This is a genomic window from Reyranella sp. (genome assembly GCF_030651995.1).
Classification (GTDB): Bacteria; Pseudomonadota; Alphaproteobacteria; order Reyranellales; family Reyranellaceae; genus Reyranella.
The window spans coordinates 29253-48852 of the sequence record NZ_JAUSBN010000009.1 but is presented as its reverse complement, the minus strand read 5'-3'; the positions used below and the strand labels follow the sequence as shown (position 1 = coordinate 48852).

At 67.8% G+C, this 19600-nt stretch carries 13 protein-coding genes and 1 pseudogene; 4 read left to right on the top strand and 10 right to left on the bottom strand.

The window, feature by feature from the left end:
- The first annotated feature begins 117 nt into the window (after window positions 1–117).
- Window positions 118–8658 (top strand): GH36-type glycosyl hydrolase domain-containing protein, encoded by an 8541-nt coding sequence (locus Q7V45_RS02790; protein ID WP_304846610.1) that lies wholly within the window; start codon window positions 118–120, stop codon window positions 8656–8658.
- A gap of 1 nt (window position 8659) precedes the next feature.
- Here Q7V45_RS02790 and Q7V45_RS02785 read toward each other — a convergent pair whose 3' ends face one another.
- Together Q7V45_RS02785 and Q7V45_RS02780 are read right to left on the bottom strand one after the other, a co-directional pair.
- A complete protein-coding gene (locus Q7V45_RS02785; protein WP_304846607.1) occupies window positions 8660–8794 on the bottom strand; it encodes a hypothetical protein in 135 nt (44 codons plus the stop codon).
- 103 nt (window positions 8795–8897) lie between these two features.
- A complete protein-coding gene (locus tag Q7V45_RS02780; RefSeq protein ID WP_304846604.1) occupies window positions 8898–9137 on the bottom strand; it encodes a DUF3309 family protein in 240 nt (79 codons plus the stop codon).
- Window positions 9138–9295: 158 nt separating this feature from the next.
- Between Q7V45_RS02780 and recQ the strand changes: the two genes are divergently transcribed.
- Window positions 9296–11113, top strand: a complete 1818-nt coding sequence (gene recQ, locus Q7V45_RS02775) for a DNA helicase RecQ (RefSeq protein WP_304846601.1) — start codon at window positions 9296–9298, stop codon at window positions 11111–11113.
- Window positions 11114–11135: 22 nt separating this feature from the next.
- Here the strand turns inward: recQ and Q7V45_RS02770 are convergent, their stop codons facing one another.
- The 7 genes and pseudogenes from Q7V45_RS02770 to Q7V45_RS02740 all read right to left on the bottom strand — a co-directional run bounded on the left by Q7V45_RS02770 (window position 11136) and on the right by Q7V45_RS02740 (window position 16317).
- Window positions 11136–11546: a glyoxalase/bleomycin resistance/extradiol dioxygenase family protein gene (locus Q7V45_RS02770; RefSeq protein ID WP_304846598.1), complete on the bottom strand. Its 411-nt coding sequence runs from the start codon at window positions 11544–11546 to the stop codon at window positions 11136–11138.
- A gap of 76 nt (window positions 11547–11622) precedes the next feature.
- Complete coding sequence (locus tag Q7V45_RS02765; protein ID WP_304846595.1) at window positions 11623–12864, bottom strand: RNA polymerase sigma factor; 1242 nt, start codon at window positions 12862–12864, stop codon at window positions 11623–11625.
- Entirely contained in the window at window positions 12861–13247 is a 387-nt protein-coding gene (locus Q7V45_RS02760; RefSeq protein WP_304846591.1) for a YciI family protein, read from the bottom strand. Before Q7V45_RS02760 ends, Q7V45_RS02765 begins: the two co-directional genes overlap by 4 nt.
- A gap of 75 nt (window positions 13248–13322) precedes the next feature.
- Window positions 13323–14180, bottom strand: coding sequence for a metallophosphoesterase (locus Q7V45_RS02755; protein ID WP_304846588.1), 858 nt, complete (start codon window positions 14178–14180; stop codon window positions 13323–13325).
- A gap of 51 nt (window positions 14181–14231) precedes the next feature.
- Window positions 14232–14336, bottom strand: a pseudogene (locus tag Q7V45_RS02750) (small-conductance mechanosensitive channel); the annotation flags it as partial.
- A gap of 105 nt (window positions 14337–14441) precedes the next feature.
- Window positions 14442–15662 (bottom strand): polyhydroxyalkanoate depolymerase, encoded by a 1221-nt coding sequence (locus Q7V45_RS02745; protein WP_304846585.1) that lies wholly within the window; start codon window positions 15660–15662, stop codon window positions 14442–14444.
- 76 nt (window positions 15663–15738) lie between these two features.
- Entirely contained in the window at window positions 15739–16317 is a 579-nt protein-coding gene (locus Q7V45_RS02740) for an SCO family protein (protein WP_304846581.1), read from the bottom strand.
- Window positions 16318–16383: 66 nt separating this feature from the next.
- Here Q7V45_RS02740 and Q7V45_RS02735 point away from each other — a divergent pair, with 66 nt between their 5' ends.
- On the top strand, window positions 16384–17574 hold the full coding sequence (locus Q7V45_RS02735; protein WP_304846578.1) for an NAD(P)/FAD-dependent oxidoreductase: 1191 nt from the start codon (window positions 16384–16386) through the stop codon (window positions 17572–17574).
- 10 nt (window positions 17575–17584) lie between these two features.
- Window positions 17585–18220, top strand: coding sequence for a flavin reductase family protein (locus tag Q7V45_RS02730; protein ID WP_304846575.1), 636 nt, complete (start codon window positions 17585–17587; stop codon window positions 18218–18220).
- A gap of 34 nt (window positions 18221–18254) precedes the next feature.
- Here the strand turns inward: Q7V45_RS02730 and Q7V45_RS02725 are convergent, their stop codons facing one another.
- Window positions 18255–19598, bottom strand: a complete 1344-nt coding sequence (locus Q7V45_RS02725) for an amidase (RefSeq protein ID WP_304846572.1) — start codon at window positions 19596–19598, stop codon at window positions 18255–18257.
- Window positions 19599–19600 lie beyond the last annotated feature (2 nt).

Genomic DNA, 19600 nt, shown 5'->3' with positions numbered 1-19600 from the left:
CTGGCCGTTTGCTGTAGAAGACCGTTCATAGCGGCCCCGCTTGCCGGAGGGCGCTTCATGCGTGCGCGAGATCAATTTTCGTCGCTTGCACGCCTTAGCCTGAAAGGCCTCATTTCCTTGAAATCGTTCGCGTGGCGCGCCTTCGGGCGCGCGCGACCCGCTTCCATTCGGGCAGACGAAGACGCCATCCGCAGCGAGCTGTTCGGCATCGAGCGGCTCGAGCAACATGCCCAAAGCCTCGCGGCCAGCCAGCCCGTCCATGCCGGCTTGACCACCGGCAAGTCGCTCGTCGTCCGTCTGCGCGACAACGAACGCGTACTGCTGGACGCCTATCGTTCGATTGCGGCCACCGTCGATGCCGGCCGGACGGTTACACCCGCCGCCGAATGGCTCCTCGACAACTTCCATCTCGTGGAGCAGCAGGTCCGCGAGGTCCGTACCGACCTGCCCGCCGGCTACTATCGTCAGCTTCCCAAGCTCAGCGAAGGGCCCCTGGCCGGCTATCCGCGGGTGTTCGGCCTGGCGTGGGCCTTCGTGGCGCATACCGACAGTCGCTTCGATCCCGAGACGCTCACCCGCTTCGTGCGCGCGTACCAGACGGTCCAACCGCTGACCATCGGCGAGCTGTGGGCCGTCGCGATCACGCTCCGCATCGTCCTGGTCGAGAACCTGCGTCGTTCGGCCAGCCGCATCGTCAACCGGCGCGCGGAGCGCGAGCAGGCCGATCTCGTCGCCAATCGCCTGTTGGGGCTGCAGGATCACGCGGCGGACCCCGCGGCTCTCCAGCCCTATGACCGAGCAGGCTTCTCCGAAGGCTTCGCCGTCCAGCTCGTCCATCGCCTGCGCGACCAGGATCCCGAAACGACCCCGGCCGTCGGCTGGCTCGAGAAGCGCCTGGCGCGCGAGGGGACGAGCGCCGACGAGCTGGTACGGCGCGAGCATCAGCTGCAGGGCGCGACCAACGTCACGGTCCGCAACATCATCACGAGCATGCGGCTGGTCTCCGACGTCGATTGGGCGAAGCTCTTCGAGGAGGTGAGCCCGGTCGATGACGTGCTGCGAACCGGCGGTGTCTTCATCGACATGGATTTTGCGACCCGCAACCTCTATCGCACCGCCATCGAGCAGATTGCGCGTGGCACGGCGCTCGACGAGCCGGAAATCGCCCGGCGCGCGTTGGCCGTGGCGGCGAACTGCCCCGTCGGCGACGACGGAGACAGCCGGCGGCGCGAGCCTGGCTATCATCTGATCGGCAGCGGCCGCCGGGCTTTCGAACGGTCGGTTGGCTTTCGCACCAGGGGGCTGACCGTGCGGCGGCGGCTCCTGCGGACCGGCCTGGCGGGTTATGTCGCGGGCGTTGCCGTCACGGCCGCCATCGTCCTCCTGCTGCCGCTGCTGGGTCTGTCGCTGCTGGGGCTCCAGGGGCCGCTGCTGTTCGGGATGGCCGCCGCGGGTCTGTTGCCCGCGGTGGATGCGGCGCTCCTCCTGGTCAACCGACTGATCACCGGAGGCTTTGGCGCCACGCTGCTACCCGGCCTCGAGCTGCGCAATGGCGTGCCGGCGCATCTGCGGACGGTGGTGGCAATTCCAACCCTGCTGACCACGCAGGCGACGATCGAGGAACAGATCGAGAGCCTCGAGGTCCACCACCTCTCCAACCCGGCCGGTGCGATTCACTTCGCCCTGCTGTCGGACTGGACGGACGCGCCTGCCGAATCGATGCCTGAGGACGCGGCCCTGCTCGCGACCGCGGTCGAGGGTATCGCGCGCCTCAACCGCCGCTATCCGGCGGAACAGGGGGTCGACCGGTTCTTCCTGCTTCATCGCCGGCGCGGATGGAATGACGCGCAGGGCGCCTGGATCGGCTGGGAGCGCAAGCGCGGCAAGCTGCACGAACTCAACCATCTGCTGCGCGGTTCGACAGGCACGACATTCGTCGTCGCGCCGGGCGCCAGCCGGGCGCTGCCCGCGGACGTGCGCTATGTAGTAACCCTCGATTCCGATACGCGCCTGCCGCGCGACGCGATCGTCCGCCTGGTCGGAAAGATGGCCCATCCTCTGAACCGGCCGCGATTGGACGTGACCCGGCGCCGCGTGGTCGAAGGCTACGGCGTGCTCCAGCCGCGCGTCACGCCCTCGCTGCCGGTCGGTGCCGAGGGCTCGCGCTTCCAGCGCGTCTTCTCCAACAACAGCGGCATCGATCCCTACGCATCGGCCGTGTCGGACGTCTATCAGGACCTGTTCGGAGAGGGCTCCTATTCGGGCAAGGGCATCTACGACATCGACGCGTTCGAGGCGTCGCTGCGGGGCCGCGTTCCCGACAGCATGATGCTGAGCCACGACCTGTTCGAAGGGACCTTCGCGCGCTCCGGCCTTGCCTCCGATATCGAGGTCGTCGAGGAGTTTCCCGCGCGTTACGACGTGGCAGCGGCGCGCCAGCATCGCTGGGCGAGGGGCGACTGGCAGCTTCTGCCGTGGATGTTGGGACTCGTGAAATCGACGGGACCCGGGGCGCGGGCGGAGTTCCTGCCCGCCATCGGCTTCTGGAAAATGTTCGACAATCTGCGTCGCACGCTGTCGGCGCCGGCGGCCGTCCTCTCCCTGCTGGCGGGCTGGACGCTACCCCTCGCCGCCGCGCTGGTCTGGACGGGCTTCGTGCTGCTGGTCATCGCGCTGCCCACGCTCCTGCCGGCAATAGCGGCCTTGTTCCCGCGCCATGCGAAGGTGACCGCCCGCAGTCATCTCGATGCGCTGTGGAGCGACGCCGTCTCGGCTGCCTTGCAGACCGCCCTGCTCGTCACCTTCCTGGGTCACCATGCCTGGCTGATGGCCGACGCGATCGGCCGGACGTTGTTCCGGCTCGTGGTCAGCCATCGCCGACTCCTCGAATGGATCACCGCCGCCCAATCCAAGCAAAGCGTCCGGGCCGGGTGGCCTGGCCTCTACGGCAAGATGGCGGGAAGCGTCGTGGTCGCGCTCGTTGCCGCCGGCGTGGTCTGGCTCGTCGCCGCGGCGGCGATGCCGGTCGCCGTCCCGTTCGTGCTGGCCTGGCTGCTGGCGCCCGCGGTCGCCGACTGGGTGAGCCGCCCGCCCCGCGATGCCGGCAGCCTGCGAATCAAGCCCGCCGAGGCGGCCTCGCTACGCCTCATTGCCCGCCAGACCTGGCGCTTCTTCGAGACGTTCGTCACCGAGGCGGACAACATGCTGCCGCCGGACAACTTCCAGGAGGCACCGACTCCCGTCGTGGCGCATCGCACATCGCCGACCAATCTCGGTCTGCTGCTCCTGTCGACGGCGGCTGCCCGCGAGTTCGGCTGGATCGGCACCGCCGAGGCGGTGGAGCGCCTCGAGGCCACCCTCGCGACGATGGAGAGGATGCAGCGGTTTCGCGGACACTTCTTCAACTGGTACGACACGAGCGATCTGCGTGCCCTCGAGCCGCGCTACGTCTCGACGGTGGACAGCGGCAACCTCGCCGGACACCTGATCGCGCTGGCCAACGCCTGTGGCGCCTGGCGCATACGAGGCGCGGCGCAGCCCGATGGCGCGCGCGGCGCTTCCGACAGTCTCGACCTCGCCCGCGAGGCTCTGGCGGCGCTGTCTGACGATCGCCGCACCCATCTCGTCACGCGGCCCGAACTCGTTCGGGCGTTCGACGGGCTGGCGGCGGCGCTGTCCGAGGCGCCCCTCCGACTCGAAGCGGTGCTGCCGCTGGCGGCGACAGCCGTGGATCTCGCACGCACGCTTGCGAGCGAGCGTGCCGATCCGGAGAGCGCCGACATGTTGTTCTGGATCGAGGCGGCTCACCGCACGATTGCCAGCCATCATCGCGACGCCCGGACCGAGGGGATGAGGGACGATCTGGACCGTCGCCTGCTCACGCTCGAGACATCCGCGCGCGCCATGGCGAGTGCCATGGAGTTCGACTTCCTGTTCGATGAGCGCCGCCGATTGTTGTCGATCGGCTTCCTGGTCGCCGAGGACCGACTCGACGTCAATTGCTACGACCTTCTTGCCTCCGAGGCGCGACTGGCCAGCTTCGTCGCCATCGCGGCGGGCGACATTCCGGCACGACACTGGTTCCGGCTGGGGCGCGAAGTAACGCCGGTCGCCCACAGCGCGGCCCTGGTTTCGTGGTCGGGATCGATGTTCGAGTATCTGATGCCGTCGCTGGTGATGCGTGCGCCGTTCGGCAGTCTGCTGGAAAGGACCAACCGCCTCGTCGTCCGCCGGCAGATCCAATACGCGACCGAACTCGGGCTGCCATGGGGGATATCGGAGTCGGCCTACAACGCGCGCGACAAGGAATTCACCTACCAGTATTCGAACTTCGGCGTGCCCGGGCTCGGCTTCAAGCGCGGCCTGAGCGAGAACCTCGTCATTGCGCCCTATGCCACCGGCCTGGCCGCCATGATCGATCCCGCGGCGGCCGCCGCCAATTTCGGACGGCTGGCCGCCATCGGAGCGCGCGGTCGCTACGGCTTCTACGAGGCGCTCGATTTCACGCCCTCGCGCCTGCCGGACGGCGAGTCGCGTGCGCTCGTGCTTGCCTACATGGCCCATCACCAGGGCATGACAGTGGTCGCCATTGCCAACGCCTTGCTCGACGGCGTGATGCGATCACGCTTCCATGCCGAGCCGGGAGTCCAGGCGACGGAGCTGCTGCTGCAGGAGCGGGCGCCGCGCGATGTCGCGGTCGCCCATCCGCGCGCCGAGGAAGTCGGCGCCAGCGCGCTGGCGAGAGATACCGAGCCGGCGCTGGTGCGGCGCCTGCGCAATCCGCACGCCCCCAGCCCCTCGGTTCATCTCCTGTCGAACGGACGCTATTCGGTCATGCTGACGGCGGCGGGCTCCGGCTACAGTCAGTGGGGCAGCCAGGCGGTGACCCGGTGGCGCGAGGACACGACGCGCGACGACTGGGGAAGCTACATCTTCCTGCGCGACGTCGAGAACGGCGCCGTCTGGTCGGCCACCGCCCAGCCGTGTGGTCAGCCCCCCGATCGCTACGAAGTGATGTTCGCGGAGGATCGCGCCGAGTTCGTTCGCCACGATGGCACGCTGGTCACCAGCCTCGACGTCGTCGTCTCCGCGGAAGACGACGCGGAGGTCAGGCGCGTCACGCTGACCAACGTCGGTAGCGTGCCGCGTACAGTCGAGCTGACGTCCTACTCCGAAATCGTGCTGGCGCCGCGCGGCGCGGATGCGGCGCATCAGGCCTTCTCGAAGATGTTCGTGCACACCGAATATCTGCCGGCCACCGGCGCACTGCTGGCCACGCGACGGCGCCGCGGGCCGGGCGAGCCCGAACTGTGGGCGGCCCACCTGACGGTGGTGGAAGGTGTGGCCGTGGGCGAGATCGAGGTCGAGACGGATCGCGCCCGTTTCATCGGTCGCGGCAACGAGATCGGCGACGCCATCGCGGCAACCGATGGTCGCCGGCTCTCCGGCACGGTCGGGTCGGTCCTCGATCCGGTGTTTGCGCTCCGTCGGCGCCTGCGGGTACCCGCAGGCGGCAGGGCGCGGATCGCCTTCTGGACGATGGTGGCATCGTCACGCGAATCGTTGCTCGACGCGATCGACCGCCATCTCGACGTCAATGCCTTCACGCGCGCCACGACCCTCGCCTGGACGCAGGCGCAGGTTCAGCTTCGCCATCTCGACATCGATGCGGTGGAGGCGAGCTACTTTCAGCGTCTGGCGGGGCATGTGCTCTACGCCAATCCGGCACTGCGTTCATCGCCCGACGCGATCCGGCGCGGCCTCGCCGCCCCGCCGACCCTGTGGTCGCAAGGCATTTCGGGCGATCTGCCGATCGTGCTGGTTCGGGTCGAGGAGATCGAGGACACCGGCATCGTGCGCGAACTCCTGCGTGCACGCGAGTACTGGCAACTCAAGGGCCTGTCGGTCGATCTCGTGATCCTGAACGAGCGCAGCACCTCCTACGTGCAGGATCTCCAATCCATGCTGGAGACCCTGGTTCGCGCCAGCCGGTCCCGAACCCATCTCGGGGTCGAGGATGCACCGGGCGCCGTCTTCGTCCTGCGTACCGATCTGATCTCGACCGAGACCCGTGCACTCCTGCTGGCCCTGGCCCGCGTGGTGATGCGCGGCGGCCGTGGCAGCCTGTCGGACCAGCTCGACCGCCTCAAGTCGCCGCGTGGCGTGGCGCCACCGCTCCGCCGTGGCCTTGCGGCGCATGCCGGCCCGAAGCCATTGCCGTCACAGCCGGTGGCGCTGGGGGCGCTGCAGTTCTTCAACGGACTCGGCGGCTTCTCGCCCAACGGCCGCGAGTACGTCACCGTCCTCGGCCCCGGCCAGTCGACACCGGCGCCCTGGATCAACGTGATCTCGAATGCGTCGTTTGGCTTTCAGGTGGCGGCCGACGGCGGCGGCTACACCTGGTCGCAGAACAGCCGCGACAACCAGCTCACGCCCTGGTCCAACGACCCGGTGGTCGACCGGCCGGGCGAGGCCTTCTATGTGCGTGACCTCGACAGCGGCGAGTTGTGGACGCCGACGGCGCTGCCGGTGCGGCTCGCGCAGGCGACGTATATCGTGCGGCACGGGCGCGGCTACAGCCGGTTCGAGCTGGTGGCGAACGGCATCGCCCTCGATCTGCTGCAATACGTCCCCTTGGGCGATTCCCTCAAGATTTCGCGGCTCACCATTCGCAACATCTCCGATCGGCCGCGCCGGCTTTCGGTCACCGCCTATGTCGAGTGGGTCCTGGGCCTGGCTCGCGGCGCCTCCGGCCCCACGGTCGTCACTGAACGGGATGGCGAGACCGGTGCGATCTTCGCGCGCAACAGATGGAATCTCCATCATGGCGGCCGGGTCGCGTTTGCCGATCTCTCCGGGCGCCAGACCGCCTGGACGGGCGATCGCGGCGAATTCATCGGCCGCAACGGCAGGATGGACCATCCCGCCGCGCTCAGCGCCGATCTGCCGCTGTCGCAGCGCCTCGGCGCCGGCCTCGATCCCTGCGCCGCCTTGCAGACCACTGTCGACCTGAAGCCGGGCGGCGTGCACGAGGTCGTCTGCTTCCTGGGCCAGGCGGCCGATGAGGCCGAGGCGCGTGCGTTGATTGCGCGGTACAGGGCTGCCGATCTGGCCGCCGTGCATCGCGAGGCGGTGGGATTCTGGGACGGCGTCCTGGGCACGGTACAGGTAAAGACCCCCGATCCCGCGACCGACATCCTGTTGAACGGCTGGCTGCTCTACCAGTCGCTGGCCTGTCGCTACTGGGCCCGTTCGGCCTTCTATCAGGCGAGCGGCGCCTACGGCTTCCGCGACCAGCTCCAGGATGCGATGTCGCTGTCCGTGCCGATGCCTAAGCTGGCGCGCGCGCACATCCTGCGCGCCGCGTCGCGGCAGTTCGTCGAGGGCGACGTCCAGCACTGGTGGTTCCCGATCGCGGGCCAGGGCGTCCGCACGCGCATCTCCGATGATCGGGCCTGGCTCGCCACCGTTGCCGCGCATTATGTCGAGACCACCGGCGATGGCGCGATCCTCGACGAGCCCGTTTCCTTCCTCGAGGGTCCGGCGCTGCGCGAGGGCGAGCACGATCTCTACTTTCAGCCGGAACAAGCGGACGAGACCGCGTCGCTGTTCGAACATTGCGCACGCGGCCTCGATCTCAGCCTGGCGACCGGCGCGCACGGCCTGCCGCTGATCGGCACCGGCGACTGGAACGACGGCATGAACCGGGTGGGCGAAGAGGGACGTGGCGAGAGCGTCTGGCTGGGCTGGTTCCTGTATGCGGCCCTCCGCGCCTTCGCACCGGTCGCCGAGAGCCGTGGCGAGATGCGTCGGGCGACTGCCTGGAGCGCACATGCCGAGGCGCTGAAGGCGGCGCTCGACCGCGAAGCCTGGGACGGCGCCTGGTACCGCCGCGGCTACTATGACGACGGCACGCCGCTCGGTTCTGCTGCGAGCGAGGAGTGTCGCATCGATTCCATCGCCCAGTCATGGGCCGCGATCTCCGGCGCGGCCGATCCCATGCGGGCGGCGCAGGCCATGGATGCCCTCGACAGGATGCTCGTGCATCGCGGCGACCGGCTGGCGCTGCTGTTCACGCCGCCGTTCGACAAGACTCCGCTCGATCCCGGTTACATCAAGGGTTACCCGCCCGGCATTCGCGAGAATGGCGGGCAGTACACGCATGCGGCAGCCTGGTCGATCATGGGCTTCGCGGCGCTGGGCCAGGGTGACAAGGCTCACGAGGTCTTCGCACTGATCAACCCGATCAACCACACGGCGACCCGTGCCGGCGTGTTGCGCTACAAGGTCGAACCCTATGTCGCGGCAGCCGATGTCTATTCGGTGCCGCCACATGTCGGGCGTGGCGGCTGGACCTGGTACACCGGCTCGGCGGGCTGGCTCCATCGCGCCGGCATCGAGTCGATCCTGGGCCTCACGGTGAAGGGCGACCGGTTCGAGGTCGCGCCCTGCCTGCCGACGACGTGGCCAGGCTTCGAGATGACCCTCACCCTGCGCGGCTCGGTTTATGAGATCGTGGTTCGCAATCCAGACGGCGTCAGCCGGGGTGTGGTCGCCTTAGAGTTAGACGGCGCGACGCAGCCGGTGGCGGACGGCAAGGCGGTGATCCGCCTGAGCGACGAGGTCGCCCGGCGGAGCATCGTGGTGACTCTGGGCTGAGCTACTTGCGCTTGGCGGGAGCGGCCGGCTTCACGGCGGAGGCCATGGAGGATGCAAAGGTCGGCGCGACGACCTTGACCTTGTCCTGCTTGGGCTTCTTCGTCTCGCGGTTGCCGCGGCGATGTTTCATGGACATGGGAATGTTGGTTTCCTGGCGTCGAGGCGGAGAAAATCTCCGGATCGTCGGGCCATGGCGTTGATCCTACGCGCATTCATGGACGAAGTACGATTGATGACCGCTATCGGAGGGCCTCGCCCTGCGCCACCACCGAATGGGCGCGATGCGGGAGGGCGCGCTCCGACGCCCCTGACTGCGAATGAGGGATGACACGGTCACCGATGGTGAAGGCTGCGACCAGAAAAAGCAGGCCTCCGGCGACGGTACTCGGGCCAAACCCCCACCCCGCGCTGTGCCGCCAGCACGGGAAGGCCACGATTCCCGCCGCCGCCAACAGGACGGCGAGGCTCAATCCCAGCATGCGTATCCCCTCTTTGTTGGCACATGAACGAGCACAGGGGGTGCGGGTTCCGCCTTGGAATGGTCTTTATCCGGTACGGTACGAAGGGAAGAACTCTCCCCAGCGACGGCGTTCCACATGGTCGCAGGCGGGCCCGCAGGGGTAGGTTGCCCCCGACGATGGATGATCCCCTCTCCCACGCCCGCGCGCTGCTGCATTCCGCTTTTGGATTCAACGCCTTCCGTCCCGGGCAGGAGGAAATCGTGCGCGCCGTGCTGGCCGGCGAGAACGTCCTGGCCGTCATGCCGACCGGCAGCGGCAAGTCGCTCTGCTTCCAGCTTCCCGCAATCGCGCGACCGGGCCTGACCCTCGTCGTGTCACCGCTGATCGCGCTGATGCGCGACCAGGTCCAGGCGCTGACCGCCGCCGGCGTGGCGGCCGGCAGCCTCAATTCGAGCAACGAGCCGACCGAGAATGCGCGGGTGATGGGCCTGCTGCGGCGCCGCGAGCTCCGCCTGCTCTATGTCGCGCCGGAGCGCCTGGCGCGGCCCGACACGGTCGAGATGCTGGCCGAGGCGCAGGTCACGATGATGGCCATCGACGAGGCGCACTGCGTCTCGCAATGGGGGCACGACTTCCGGCCCGAGTACCTGACGCTGGGCAATCTGGCGCGGCAGATCGGCGGCCGCCTGCAGACCCTCGCCTTCACCGCCACCGCCGACGCGCCGACGCGGGGCGACATCGTCGAGAAACTGTTCGCCACCGAGCCGCGCGTGTTCGTGCGCAGCTTTGACCGTCCCAACCTCCGGCTGGCGTTCAAGCCGAAGGAGCGTTCGACACGCCAGGTCCTGTCCTTCGTGCAGGCCCATCCGGGTGAGAGCGGCATCGTCTACTGCTCGTCGCGCCGCAAGGTCGAGGAGCTTGCCGAGACCCTCAGGGCTGCGGGGATCAACGCCCGGCCGTATCATGCCGGCCTCGAGAAGTCGGTGCGTGATCGCAACCAGGACGCCTTCCAGCAGGAGGACGGGCTGGTGATGACCGCTACCGTCGCCTTCGGGATGGGCATCGACAAGCCCGACGTGCGCTTCGTCTGCCACGCCGACCTGCCGTCCAACGTCGAGGCCTACTATCAGGAGATCGGCCGCGCCGGCCGCGACGGCCTGCCGGCCGACACGCTCACGCTCTATGGGCTGGGCGACATGCAGCTTCGCCGCCTGCAGATCGAGCAGGGCGATTCTTCCGACGAGCGCAAGCGCATCGAACGCCAGAGGCTGAATGCGCTGCTGGCGCTCGCCGAGGCGCCGCGCTGCCGGCGCCAGACCCTGCTCGCCTATTTCGGCGAAGCGTCGGAGCCCTGCGGCAACTGCGATCTCTGCGTCGAGGGCGTGGAACTGTTCGACGCGACGATCGATGCCCAGAAAGCGATGTCCGCCATCGTGCGCACCGGCGAACGTTTCGGCATGGAGCATCTCGTCGCCATTCTGACGGGCGACCTCACCGACAATGTCGCCAAATTCAAGCACGACGCCTTGCCGACCTTCGGTGTCGGCAAGAACCGCAAGTCCGCCGACTGGCGTTCGATCTTCCGCCAGCTCTCGGCGGTCGGGCTGATCACCCAGGACCTGATGGAGCACGGACGCTGGTGGGTCACCGACGAGGGCTGGGCCGTCCTGAAGGGTCGGCAGAAGGTCGAGCTGCGCAAGATCGCATCGTCGGCGACGTCCAAGGGGGAGCGCCGCGGGCGGGCCACGGCGCCGCCGATCGTGAGCGATGCCGACACCGAACTGCTCGACTCGCTGCGCACGCTGCGCACGCGGCTGGCTCGGGCGCAGAACGTGCCCGCCTACGTCGTCTTCTCCGACCGCACTCTGGTCGAGCTGGCCACCCACCGGCCCTCGACCCTGGCCGCCATGCGTGAGATTCATGGAATCGGCGATGCCAAGCTCGAACGCTATGGGGCCGAATTCCTGGCCGTCATGGAGCCTCGCGCGTCCTGACGGGGTTGAACACCGAAGCCCGTCAGCCCTTCTTGATCGGAGCGCCCATCGACCACAGAACGCCGAACGGATCGCGGAACTGGCCGTAGCGGTCGCCCCAGAACATGTCCTGCACCGGCAGCACGACGGTGCCGCCGGCCTTCACTGCCTTGTCGAAGGCGGCGTCGACATCGTCGACCTGGAGGTGGAGGGTGAAGGCGGCAGGCTTCTCCAGCGGCGCGCCATGCTCGGGAAAGGCGTCGGCCAGCATCAGCGATCCGCCGTCGATCACCAGATGGATGTGCATGTAGCGGCCCTTGTCGTCGGGCGGCATGCGCATGACTTCGTGGGCGCCCAGCGCCTCGACATAGAACTCGGCGGCCTTGGCGGCATTGCTGACAGAAAGATAGGGACAGGGGCCACCGAGGACAGGCGGCTGGACGGCAGAGATCATGACGGTCTCCTTGGCTGATGTCACGTGCCGAGGACGAATGGCCGGGCTCGCAGCCGACACGCCAGCCGGAGTTTTTTCAGCAGGAAAGCCGGTCCAGATGCTGGCGGATATGCGCCGCCTCGGCCGGACTGGTGGCCAGCGCAATCGCACGACCGAAGGCCTCGCGGGCCTCGAGGGGCCGCTCAAGCTGCTCCAGCAGCGCTCCCTTGACGCCATGGAAGTAGAAATAGCCCTTCAGCCGCTCGCCGAGCGGTTCGAGCATTTCGAGCGCGGCCTGGGGCCCCTTCACCTTGGAGACGGCGACGGCGCGATTGAGCGTCACGACGGGCGAGGGCTGCAGTCGTTCGAGATTGGCATAGAGCAGGTCGATCTGGGCCCAGTCCGTGTCCTCGGCGCGTTGAGCCCGGGCATGCAACGCCGCAATCGCGGCCTGGATCTGATAGGGGCCGGGCCGGCGGTGGCGCATCGACTTGTCGATCAGCGCCAGTCCTTCGGCGATGCGCGGCCGGCTCCACAGGCTGCGATCCTGATCTTCGAGAAGGACGACATTGCCGTCGCCGTCGAAGCGCGCTTTCGCCCGCGCCCGCTGCAGGAGCATCAGCGCGGTGAGGCCCATGATCTCCGGCTCGGCGGGAAACAGGCGCAACAGCAGGCGGCCCAGCCAGATCGCCTCCTCGGCCAGCGGCTTGCGCGCCTCGGCCTCGCGGCTGCTGCTCGAGGAATATCCTTCGTTGAAGAGCAGGTAGATCATGGCGGCAACGGCGGCGAGCCGCTCCGCCCGTTCCGGCGCGCCCGGTGTCTCGAAGGCGACGCCCGCATTGCCGATGCGGGCCTTGGCGCGGGTGATGCGCTGCTCCATGGCGGCCTCGCCCACCAGGAAGGCCTGGGCGATCTGCTTCACCGAGAGACCGCAGACGATGCGCAGGGCCAGCGCGATCTGCTGCGTCGCGGGCAGTTCGGGATGGCAGCAGATGAACAGCAGCCGCAGGATATCGTCCTTGTAGTGCTCGCCGTCGAGCCGGTCGGCCAGCGAGGCCTCGGCATCGTCGAGGTCCGACAGCACCGCCTCGTCCGGCAATTCCGTTTGCTTCGCCTGCCGGCGGACCTGGTCCATCGCGGCATTGCGGCCGACCAGGATCAGCCAAGCTGCGGCATCGCGGGGCGGGCCGTTCTGCGGCCAGCTCTTCAGCGCGCGCAGGCAGGCTTCCTGGAAGGCTTCCTCGGCGGTATCGAGAGTCCGGAAGTAGCGCAGCAGCGCCCCCATCACCCGGGGGCGGGCTGCGCCCAGAATCGGGTCGATCCAGCCGAGATCGTTCATGAGGCCGGCGTGCTTTCAGGAAGCTGGCTGGGGTGGAATTCGGCCACCGGCCGGATCTCGTAGCTGCCGGTCCCGGGATTGGCCTTGGCGAGTTCCTTCGCCGTATCGAGCGCCTCCTCCAGCGAGGCGCAGTCGATGACGTAGAAGCCGAGGAGCTGTTCCTTGGTCTCCGCGAAGGGTCCGTCGATCACCATCTCCTCGCGCCCCTTGCGCAGGGTCGTGGCCGCCGTCGTCGGCAGGAGGCGGGCCACCGGCCCCAGCCGTCCTTGCCGGGCGAGCTTGTCGTTCACCGCGTAGAGCCTGGCCATGGTCTCGTCGTGATGGTCCCTGGACCACGCGCCGATGGCTTCCTCGGAGTTGTAGCAAAGGATGGCGTAGAGCATGGATCTTCGGCTCCTGTTGGACAGAGGACGCAGGAACGAGCTTCTCGCCGACAGGCGGGCCCGAACTATTTCAGCTCAGCCGGCGTCGGAAGAGACGGGAGTCTCGAAGGGAGTGCCGGCCCTCAGGATGCGATAGCGGCCGTCCTCGATCTGCGCGCCGGTCACGATACCGGTGCGCGCACTGCCGCCGTCGAGACCCAGGCGGTCGCCCTCGAACAGGTGCGGATCTTCCATGCCGCTGATCGCCGTGTGCTTGTCGGGCGGCGTGTGGCCATGGACCACCAGCGTGCCGCCGAAGCCCTGCTTCCAGTCGAGGAAGCCGTGATTGATCCACGCCCAGCGCGCCTCGGTGAAGATCAGCCAGGGCCTGCCGAGGAATTCGTCTTGCTCGGCATGGGGGTCGAGGCCGCCATGGACGAACACCGTGTTGCCCAGCCGGACATGCGAGCGCATGCCCTGCAGCCGGTGCACGACCGTCTCGCCGAGGGCGTCGTGCAGCAGCGCCTGGTCGGCGTGCGGCGCCGGGCGCCCGGCGCGAGCCGCCATCTCGTCGAGGAGAATATGGCCGCCCATGCGCTTGCTGAGCCACATGGTCTCGGCCTTGTGCGCGTGCGGCCCGCCGACGACCGTGAGCATCATCATGATCTCGTGGTTGCCCATCAGCCGGTCGACATGGTCGACCCCGTGCGCCTCCTCGTTCCGAGCCCATAGTTCGAGGACACCGGCGCTGTCGGGGCCGCGGTTGATCATGTCGCCGAGATAGATCAGCCGGCGCCGGCCCTTGGCTTCGCCGGCCAGTCCGGCAATGGACTTCAGGAGCGCGCCGAGTTCCGGCGCACAGCCATGGACGTCGCCGATGGCGAACACCGTCTCCCCTTTCACATCGAAGGGGGCGGGCTTCCATTCGGAAACAGCGACGGGCAGGTCGGTCATGGGGCCATGCTAGCCCTATCCGGTTTGGCGCTCCACAGCGGCCGGCTCGCGGTCGCCGATGTGGAACGGCCGGAACACCACCAGAATGATGCAGGTCGCGAGGTTGATCAGGGTTCCCTGCAGCGCCACGCCGATGGCGAGACCCAGGGCGCCGAGGACGGTGTAGCGGGCGCCATCGCCCCGTATGACGGGGCACTTCCCCATTTGAATGAGGAAGCGATCGATCATGAACTCTGCGGCTCAATTCACGACGGAAAGACTCTAGCGGGCGTCGTTCTCGCGAATGAAGGTGCGGACGCGTGGCATGATCTGTTCGCGCCACTTGCGGCCGTTGAAGATGCCGTAATGGCCCACCCGTGGCTGCTCCCAGTGCACGTGCCGCGCGCCGGGGATGTTGGGCGTCAGCGCATGCGCCGCCTTGGTCTGGCCGACGCCCGAAATGTCGTCCAGCTCGCCCTCGACCGTCATCAGGGCGGTCTCGATGAAGGAGGGATCGATCTTGCGGCCGCGGCTCACCCATTCGCCGCGCGGCAGCAGGTGTTCCTTGAAAACGACCTCGATGGTCTGGAGATAGAACTCGGCGCTGAGATCCATCACGGCGAGATATTCGTCGTAGAAGGTGCGGTGAGCGTCCGCCGGATCGTCGTCGCCCTTCACCAGATGCTCGAACTGCCGCATGTGCGCATTCACATGGCGGTCGAGGTTCATGCTGATGAACGAGGTGAGCTGCAGGAAGCCAGGGTAAACGCGGCGCAGCGCGCCCGGATAGTTGATCGGCACCGTCGAGATGACGTTATGCCGGAACCACATCATCGAGTTGCGCATCGCGAGGTCGTTGGGGACCGTCGGGCTGACGCGGGTGTCGATCGGGCCGCCCATCAGGGTGAGCGACTTGGGCTGGCGCGGATCCTTGGCCTCCGCCATCAGCGCGGCGGCGCCCAGCACCGGCACCGAGGGCTGGCAGACGGCGATAACGTGGACGTCGGATCCGAGGTAGCGGCAGAACTCCGCGACGTAGTCGACATAGTCGTCGAGCGCGAAATTGCCCTGGCTGAGCGGCACTTCGCGGGCGTCGATCCAGTCGGTGATGTGGACGTCATGGTCGGGCAGCAAGGCCTCGACCGTGCCGCGCAACAGGGTCGCGTAGTGGCCGCTCATCGGCGCCACCACCAGCACCTTGGGGTCGCGACGGGGGGTGTCGCGGTGGAAATGGAGGAGCTGGCAGAAGGGCTTGCGCAGCAGGATCTCTTCGTTGACCGCCACGGTCTCGTCGCCGACCGTCGTCGTCTTCAATCCGAACGCCGGCTTGCCGTAATTCTGGGTGAGGCGCGTCATGATCTCCGCGCCCGCGGCGATCGACTTGCCGACCCAGGTTTCCGCCCACGGATTGTAGGGGCTGGAATAGACCTGCTCGAGGGCGTTGGCCCACGCCCGGAGGGGGACCGAGAGCTGCCGCTGGATTTCGTAGGCTTGATAAAGCATGGGGCGCGGATTGTACGCTCCGGCGAGCCCTTGTCACGTCCATATTGCGGCGCAACAATCGTGTAAAAACAACGACTTAAAGAAGGCGCCCCACGGCCTTGGCGATGGTTTCGGCCTTGGCGTCATGGGTGAAGTGGGTCACGAAGCGGCCGTTGCGATCGAGCAGGTAGACGATCGAGGAGTGGTCCATGAGGTAGGGCGAACCCTCCTTGCCGGGCACTTTCTGGTAATAGACGCGATAGGCCTTGGCCACATTGGCGATCTGCTGGGGCGTTCCGGTGAGCCCGATGATCCCCGGCCCGAAGTTCGGAACATAGCCCTTCAGCAGCTCCGGCGTGTCGCGCTCCGGATCGATGGTGATTAAGACGACGTTCACCTTCTTGGCCGCGTCCGGTCCCAGCTTCTCGACTGCCGTCTCCATCAACAGCAACGAGGTCGGGCAGACGTCGGGACAATAGGTGAAACCGAAGTAGATCAACGTCGGCTTGCCCTTGAGCTGATCGCTTGAGAAGGGGCGGCCATCCTGGTCGACGAGCTGGAACGGCCCGCCGATCGACGGTTTCCCGCCCTGCGTGGCATCCCAACCGATCCAGCCGGCCGCAACGACGAGCGCCGCGATCCAGACACCGAGGAGCGCCTTCATGGTGCGTGACATGGCGCGAAACATGGGCCGTCGCGGCCGGCTCGACAAGCCGGACCGCTCGTCGCACAACCTCACGTGATGACGAGCCGGATTCTGGTACTCGGCGGCGGGTTCGCCGGATTGTGGAGTGCGCTGGCGGCCGCGCGGGCGCGCGAGATGCTGGGCGCCGACATCGAGATCACCCTGCTGAGCGACACGCCCTGGCATTCGATCCGCGTGCGCAATTATGAGGCCGATCTCTCGGATACGCGCGTGGCGCTCGACAACGTACTGGCGCCGGTCGGCGTGCGACGCCTCCACGGCGCCGTGACCAGCATCGACGTCGCGAAACGCACGGTGACCTTCGAGGCAGCGGGTACATCGCAGCAGATCGGCTACGAACGGCTGATCTTCGCGCTCGGCAGCCGGCTTGCGCGGCCACGGATACCGGGCCTCGCCGAGCATGGAATCGATGTCGACACTTACGAAGCGGCGATGCGGCTCAACGATCACATCGCGAAGCTGCCGGCCGGCGGCTCGACCGTGCTGGTCGTGGGCGGTGGCCTGACCGGCATCGAGGCTGCGGCCGAGATGCCGGCCAAGCTGCGCGCCGCCGGCATTGTCGCGCCGCGTGTCATCCTGGCCGACCATGCGCCGCGCATCGGCTCGGACATGGGCGAACAGGCCGTCCCGGTCATCGAGGAGGCGCTGCAGGCACTGGGCGTCGAGAGGCGCGGTGGCGTGTCGGTCGCGGCCGTCGATGCCGGGGGCGCGACCTTGCAGGGCGGCGAGCGCATCGAGGCGGAAACGGTCGTGTGGTGTGCCGGCATGCGGGCCCATCCCCTCACCGCGGCCTTCCCGGTGGAGCGCGATCGTCTCGACCGCCTGCCGGTCGATGCGACATTGAAGATCAGGGGCTTCGACGCCGAGTTCGCGGCGGGTGACGCGGCGGCGTTCCCGATCGACGGCATCCATGGCTGCGTCATGTCCTGCCAGCATGCGCGGCCGATGGGCCGCTTCGCCGGCCACAATGCGGTCTGTGACCTGCTCGGGCGGCCGATGTTGCCGCTTTCCATCGCCTGGTACACGACCATCCTCGATCTCGGCTCCTGGGGCGCGCTCTACACCGAGGGCTGGGAGCGCAAGCTGGTGTCGCGCGGCGCCAAGGCCAAGCGAACCAAGGAGCTGATCAATCGCGAGCGCATCTATCCGCCGCGGTCGGGCGACCGGCAGGCGATCCTTGATGCGGCGGCGCCGACAGTGCAGACACCACCAGTGAAATTCGGGTGAGGAAAGACAGATGTTCTACGATGCCGCCAAGCGCGACCATGGACTGCCGCAGGATCCGCTGAAGGCGCTGATCGTGCCGCGGCCGATCGGCTGGATCTCGACCATCGACGGCCAGGGCAGGGTCAATCTCGCCCCCTACAGCTTCTACAACGGCGTCGGCGAGTTCCCGCCGATGGTCTATTTCGCCATCACCGGCACCTACGGCGACACGCCGACCAAGCACAGCCGCATGAACGCCGAGGAGACCGGCGAGTTCGTGGTCAACATGGTGACCGCGGAGATGAGCGAGAAGATGAACATCACCACGGCGATGGTGGCCTACGGCATCGACGAGATGAAGCTCGCCGGCCTGACGCCGGAGCCCTGCCGCTTCGTGAAGCCGCCGCGGGTCAAGGAATCACCGGTCGCGCTCGAGTGCAAGTACTGGAAGACGATCGAACTGCCGGAAGAGCCGGGTCACGAGGCCAAGCGCGGCTCGATCGTGCTGGGCCAGGTGGTCGGCATCCACATCGACGACGCCATCATCAAGGACGGCCGCATCGACATCCTGGCGATGAAGCCGGTCGCGCGGCTGGGCTACAGCGAATACACGACGGTCGAGAACGTCTGGAAGATGCGGCGTCCGGACGATCCTCGGTTTCAGTGAGAGATCAATAGAGCGAAGGACCCTTGCTGCGGTATCAATGACCCGCGACGACCGGCGCCACTGACCGCGCCATCGCGAGCACGCGCTTGTCGGCCATGGCCTCGCCCATCAGCATGAAGCCGACGGGCAGCTCGCCGGCCGCGTGGCAGGGCAGGCTGATGCCGCAGCGGTCGAGGAAATTGCCGACCGTGGTGTTGCGCAGCAGCAGCAGGTTCTTCCTGGTGAAGCCCTCGGGCGTCGACACTTCCTCGATTGTCGGCGCCACGATGGCGCAGGTCGGCATGATCACCGCGTCGTAGTTCGAGGTGATGGCCGAGACGCGGCGGCAGAGGTCGGCGCGCTTCGCCAGCAGTTCGATGTAATCGGCGGCGGTCATGTCCTTGCCGCGCATGATGCGCGGATGGACGAACGGGTCGTAGTCCGGGCCGCGGCGGGCGATCAGCTCCTTGTGCCAGGCATAGGCCTCGGACGCGGCGAACCCACCCCTGGCATTGATGGCCGGCAGCTCGTTCAGCTCGGCGAGATCGATCTCCTCGATCCTCACGCCGCTGGCCGCCAAGGCCTTGCAGGCGCGCTCGAAAGCCTTCGCGACCGTCGCGTCGAGCTCATCCATCACGAAGTGCTTCGGGATGGCGAAGCGAAGTCCGGCGAGCGGCGCCGCGTCAGGAACCGAGATCGGCTCGGCGGCGAAGACGGCGTCGACGAGGGCGCAATCCTCGACCGAGTTGGCGAGCGGCCCGATCGAATCCAGCGAGGTCGAGAGCGGGACGACGCCGTCGATCGGCACGCGGCGCGCCGTCGGCTTGAAGCCCACCAGCCCGCAGACCGCGGCGGGAATGCGTACCGAGCCGCCGGTGTCGGTGCCCAGCGCCGCGACAGCCATACGGTCGGCCACCGAAACGGCGGCGCCGGCCGAGGAGCCGCCCGGCACGCGCGTGCGGTCGGCCGGATTGCCCGGCGTGCCGTAATGCGGGTTGAAGCCGACGCCCGAGAAGGCGAACTCGCTCATGTTGGTGCTGCCGACGATCACCGCGCCGGCGGCGCGCAGGCGCGCCACCACCGGTGCGTCCACGGCGGCGGGCTTGGCATCGTCGAGCGCCTTCGAGCCGGACAGCGTCGTTTCGCCCGCGACGTCGCACAAATTCTTGATCGACACCGGGATGCCGGCGAGCGGCGACGGCACGAGGCCCGCCTTGCGCAGGCCATCGCTCGCGTCGGCCGCGGCCAGCGCCTGGTCCTTCCAGACCTTCACGAAGGCGCGCTTGCCTTCGCCCTTGGAGTCATCGATGCGCGCCAGCGCCTCTTCGGTGAGCCTGCGCGAGGTGGTACGGCCGCCGGCCAGGTCCGCGGCGAGCTGGGTAATCGTCGGGTTGGCCATCT

Excerpts from the sequence above, each read along its gene's own strand:
- Q7V45_RS02785 (WP_304846607.1), bottom strand. The coding sequence starts at position 8,794 with ATGTCCATGAAACATCGCCGCGGCAACCGCGAGACGAAGAAGCCCAAG.
- Q7V45_RS02780 (WP_304846604.1), bottom strand. The coding sequence starts at position 9,137 with ATGCTGGGATTGAGCCTCGCCGTCCTGTTGGCGGCGGCGGGAATCGTG.
- recQ (WP_304846601.1), top strand. The coding sequence starts at position 9,296 with ATGGATGATCCCCTCTCCCACGCCCGCGCGCTGCTGCATTCCGCTTTT.
- Q7V45_RS02770 (WP_304846598.1), bottom strand. The coding sequence starts at position 11,546 with ATGATCTCTGCCGTCCAGCCGCCTGTCCTCGGTGGCCCCTGTCCCTAT.
- Q7V45_RS02765 (WP_304846595.1), bottom strand. The coding sequence starts at position 12,864 with ATGAACGATCTCGGCTGGATCGACCCGATTCTGGGCGCAGCCCGCCCC.
- Q7V45_RS02760 (WP_304846591.1), bottom strand. The coding sequence starts at position 13,247 with ATGCTCTACGCCATCCTTTGCTACAACTCCGAGGAAGCCATCGGCGCG.
- Q7V45_RS02755 (WP_304846588.1), bottom strand. The coding sequence starts at position 14,180 with ATGACCGACCTGCCCGTCGCTGTTTCCGAATGGAAGCCCGCCCCCTTC.
- Q7V45_RS02745 (WP_304846585.1), bottom strand. The coding sequence starts at position 15,662 with ATGCTTTATCAAGCCTACGAAATCCAGCGGCAGCTCTCGGTCCCCCTC.
- Q7V45_RS02740 (WP_304846581.1), bottom strand. The coding sequence starts at position 16,317 with ATGTCACGCACCATGAAGGCGCTCCTCGGTGTCTGGATCGCGGCGCTC.
- Q7V45_RS02735 (WP_304846578.1), top strand. The coding sequence starts at position 16,384 with ATGACGAGCCGGATTCTGGTACTCGGCGGCGGGTTCGCCGGATTGTGG.
- Q7V45_RS02730 (WP_304846575.1), top strand. The coding sequence starts at position 17,585 with ATGTTCTACGATGCCGCCAAGCGCGACCATGGACTGCCGCAGGATCCG.
- Q7V45_RS02725 (WP_304846572.1), bottom strand. The coding sequence starts at position 19,598 with ATGGCCAACCCGACGATTACCCAGCTCGCCGCGGACCTGGCCGGCGGC.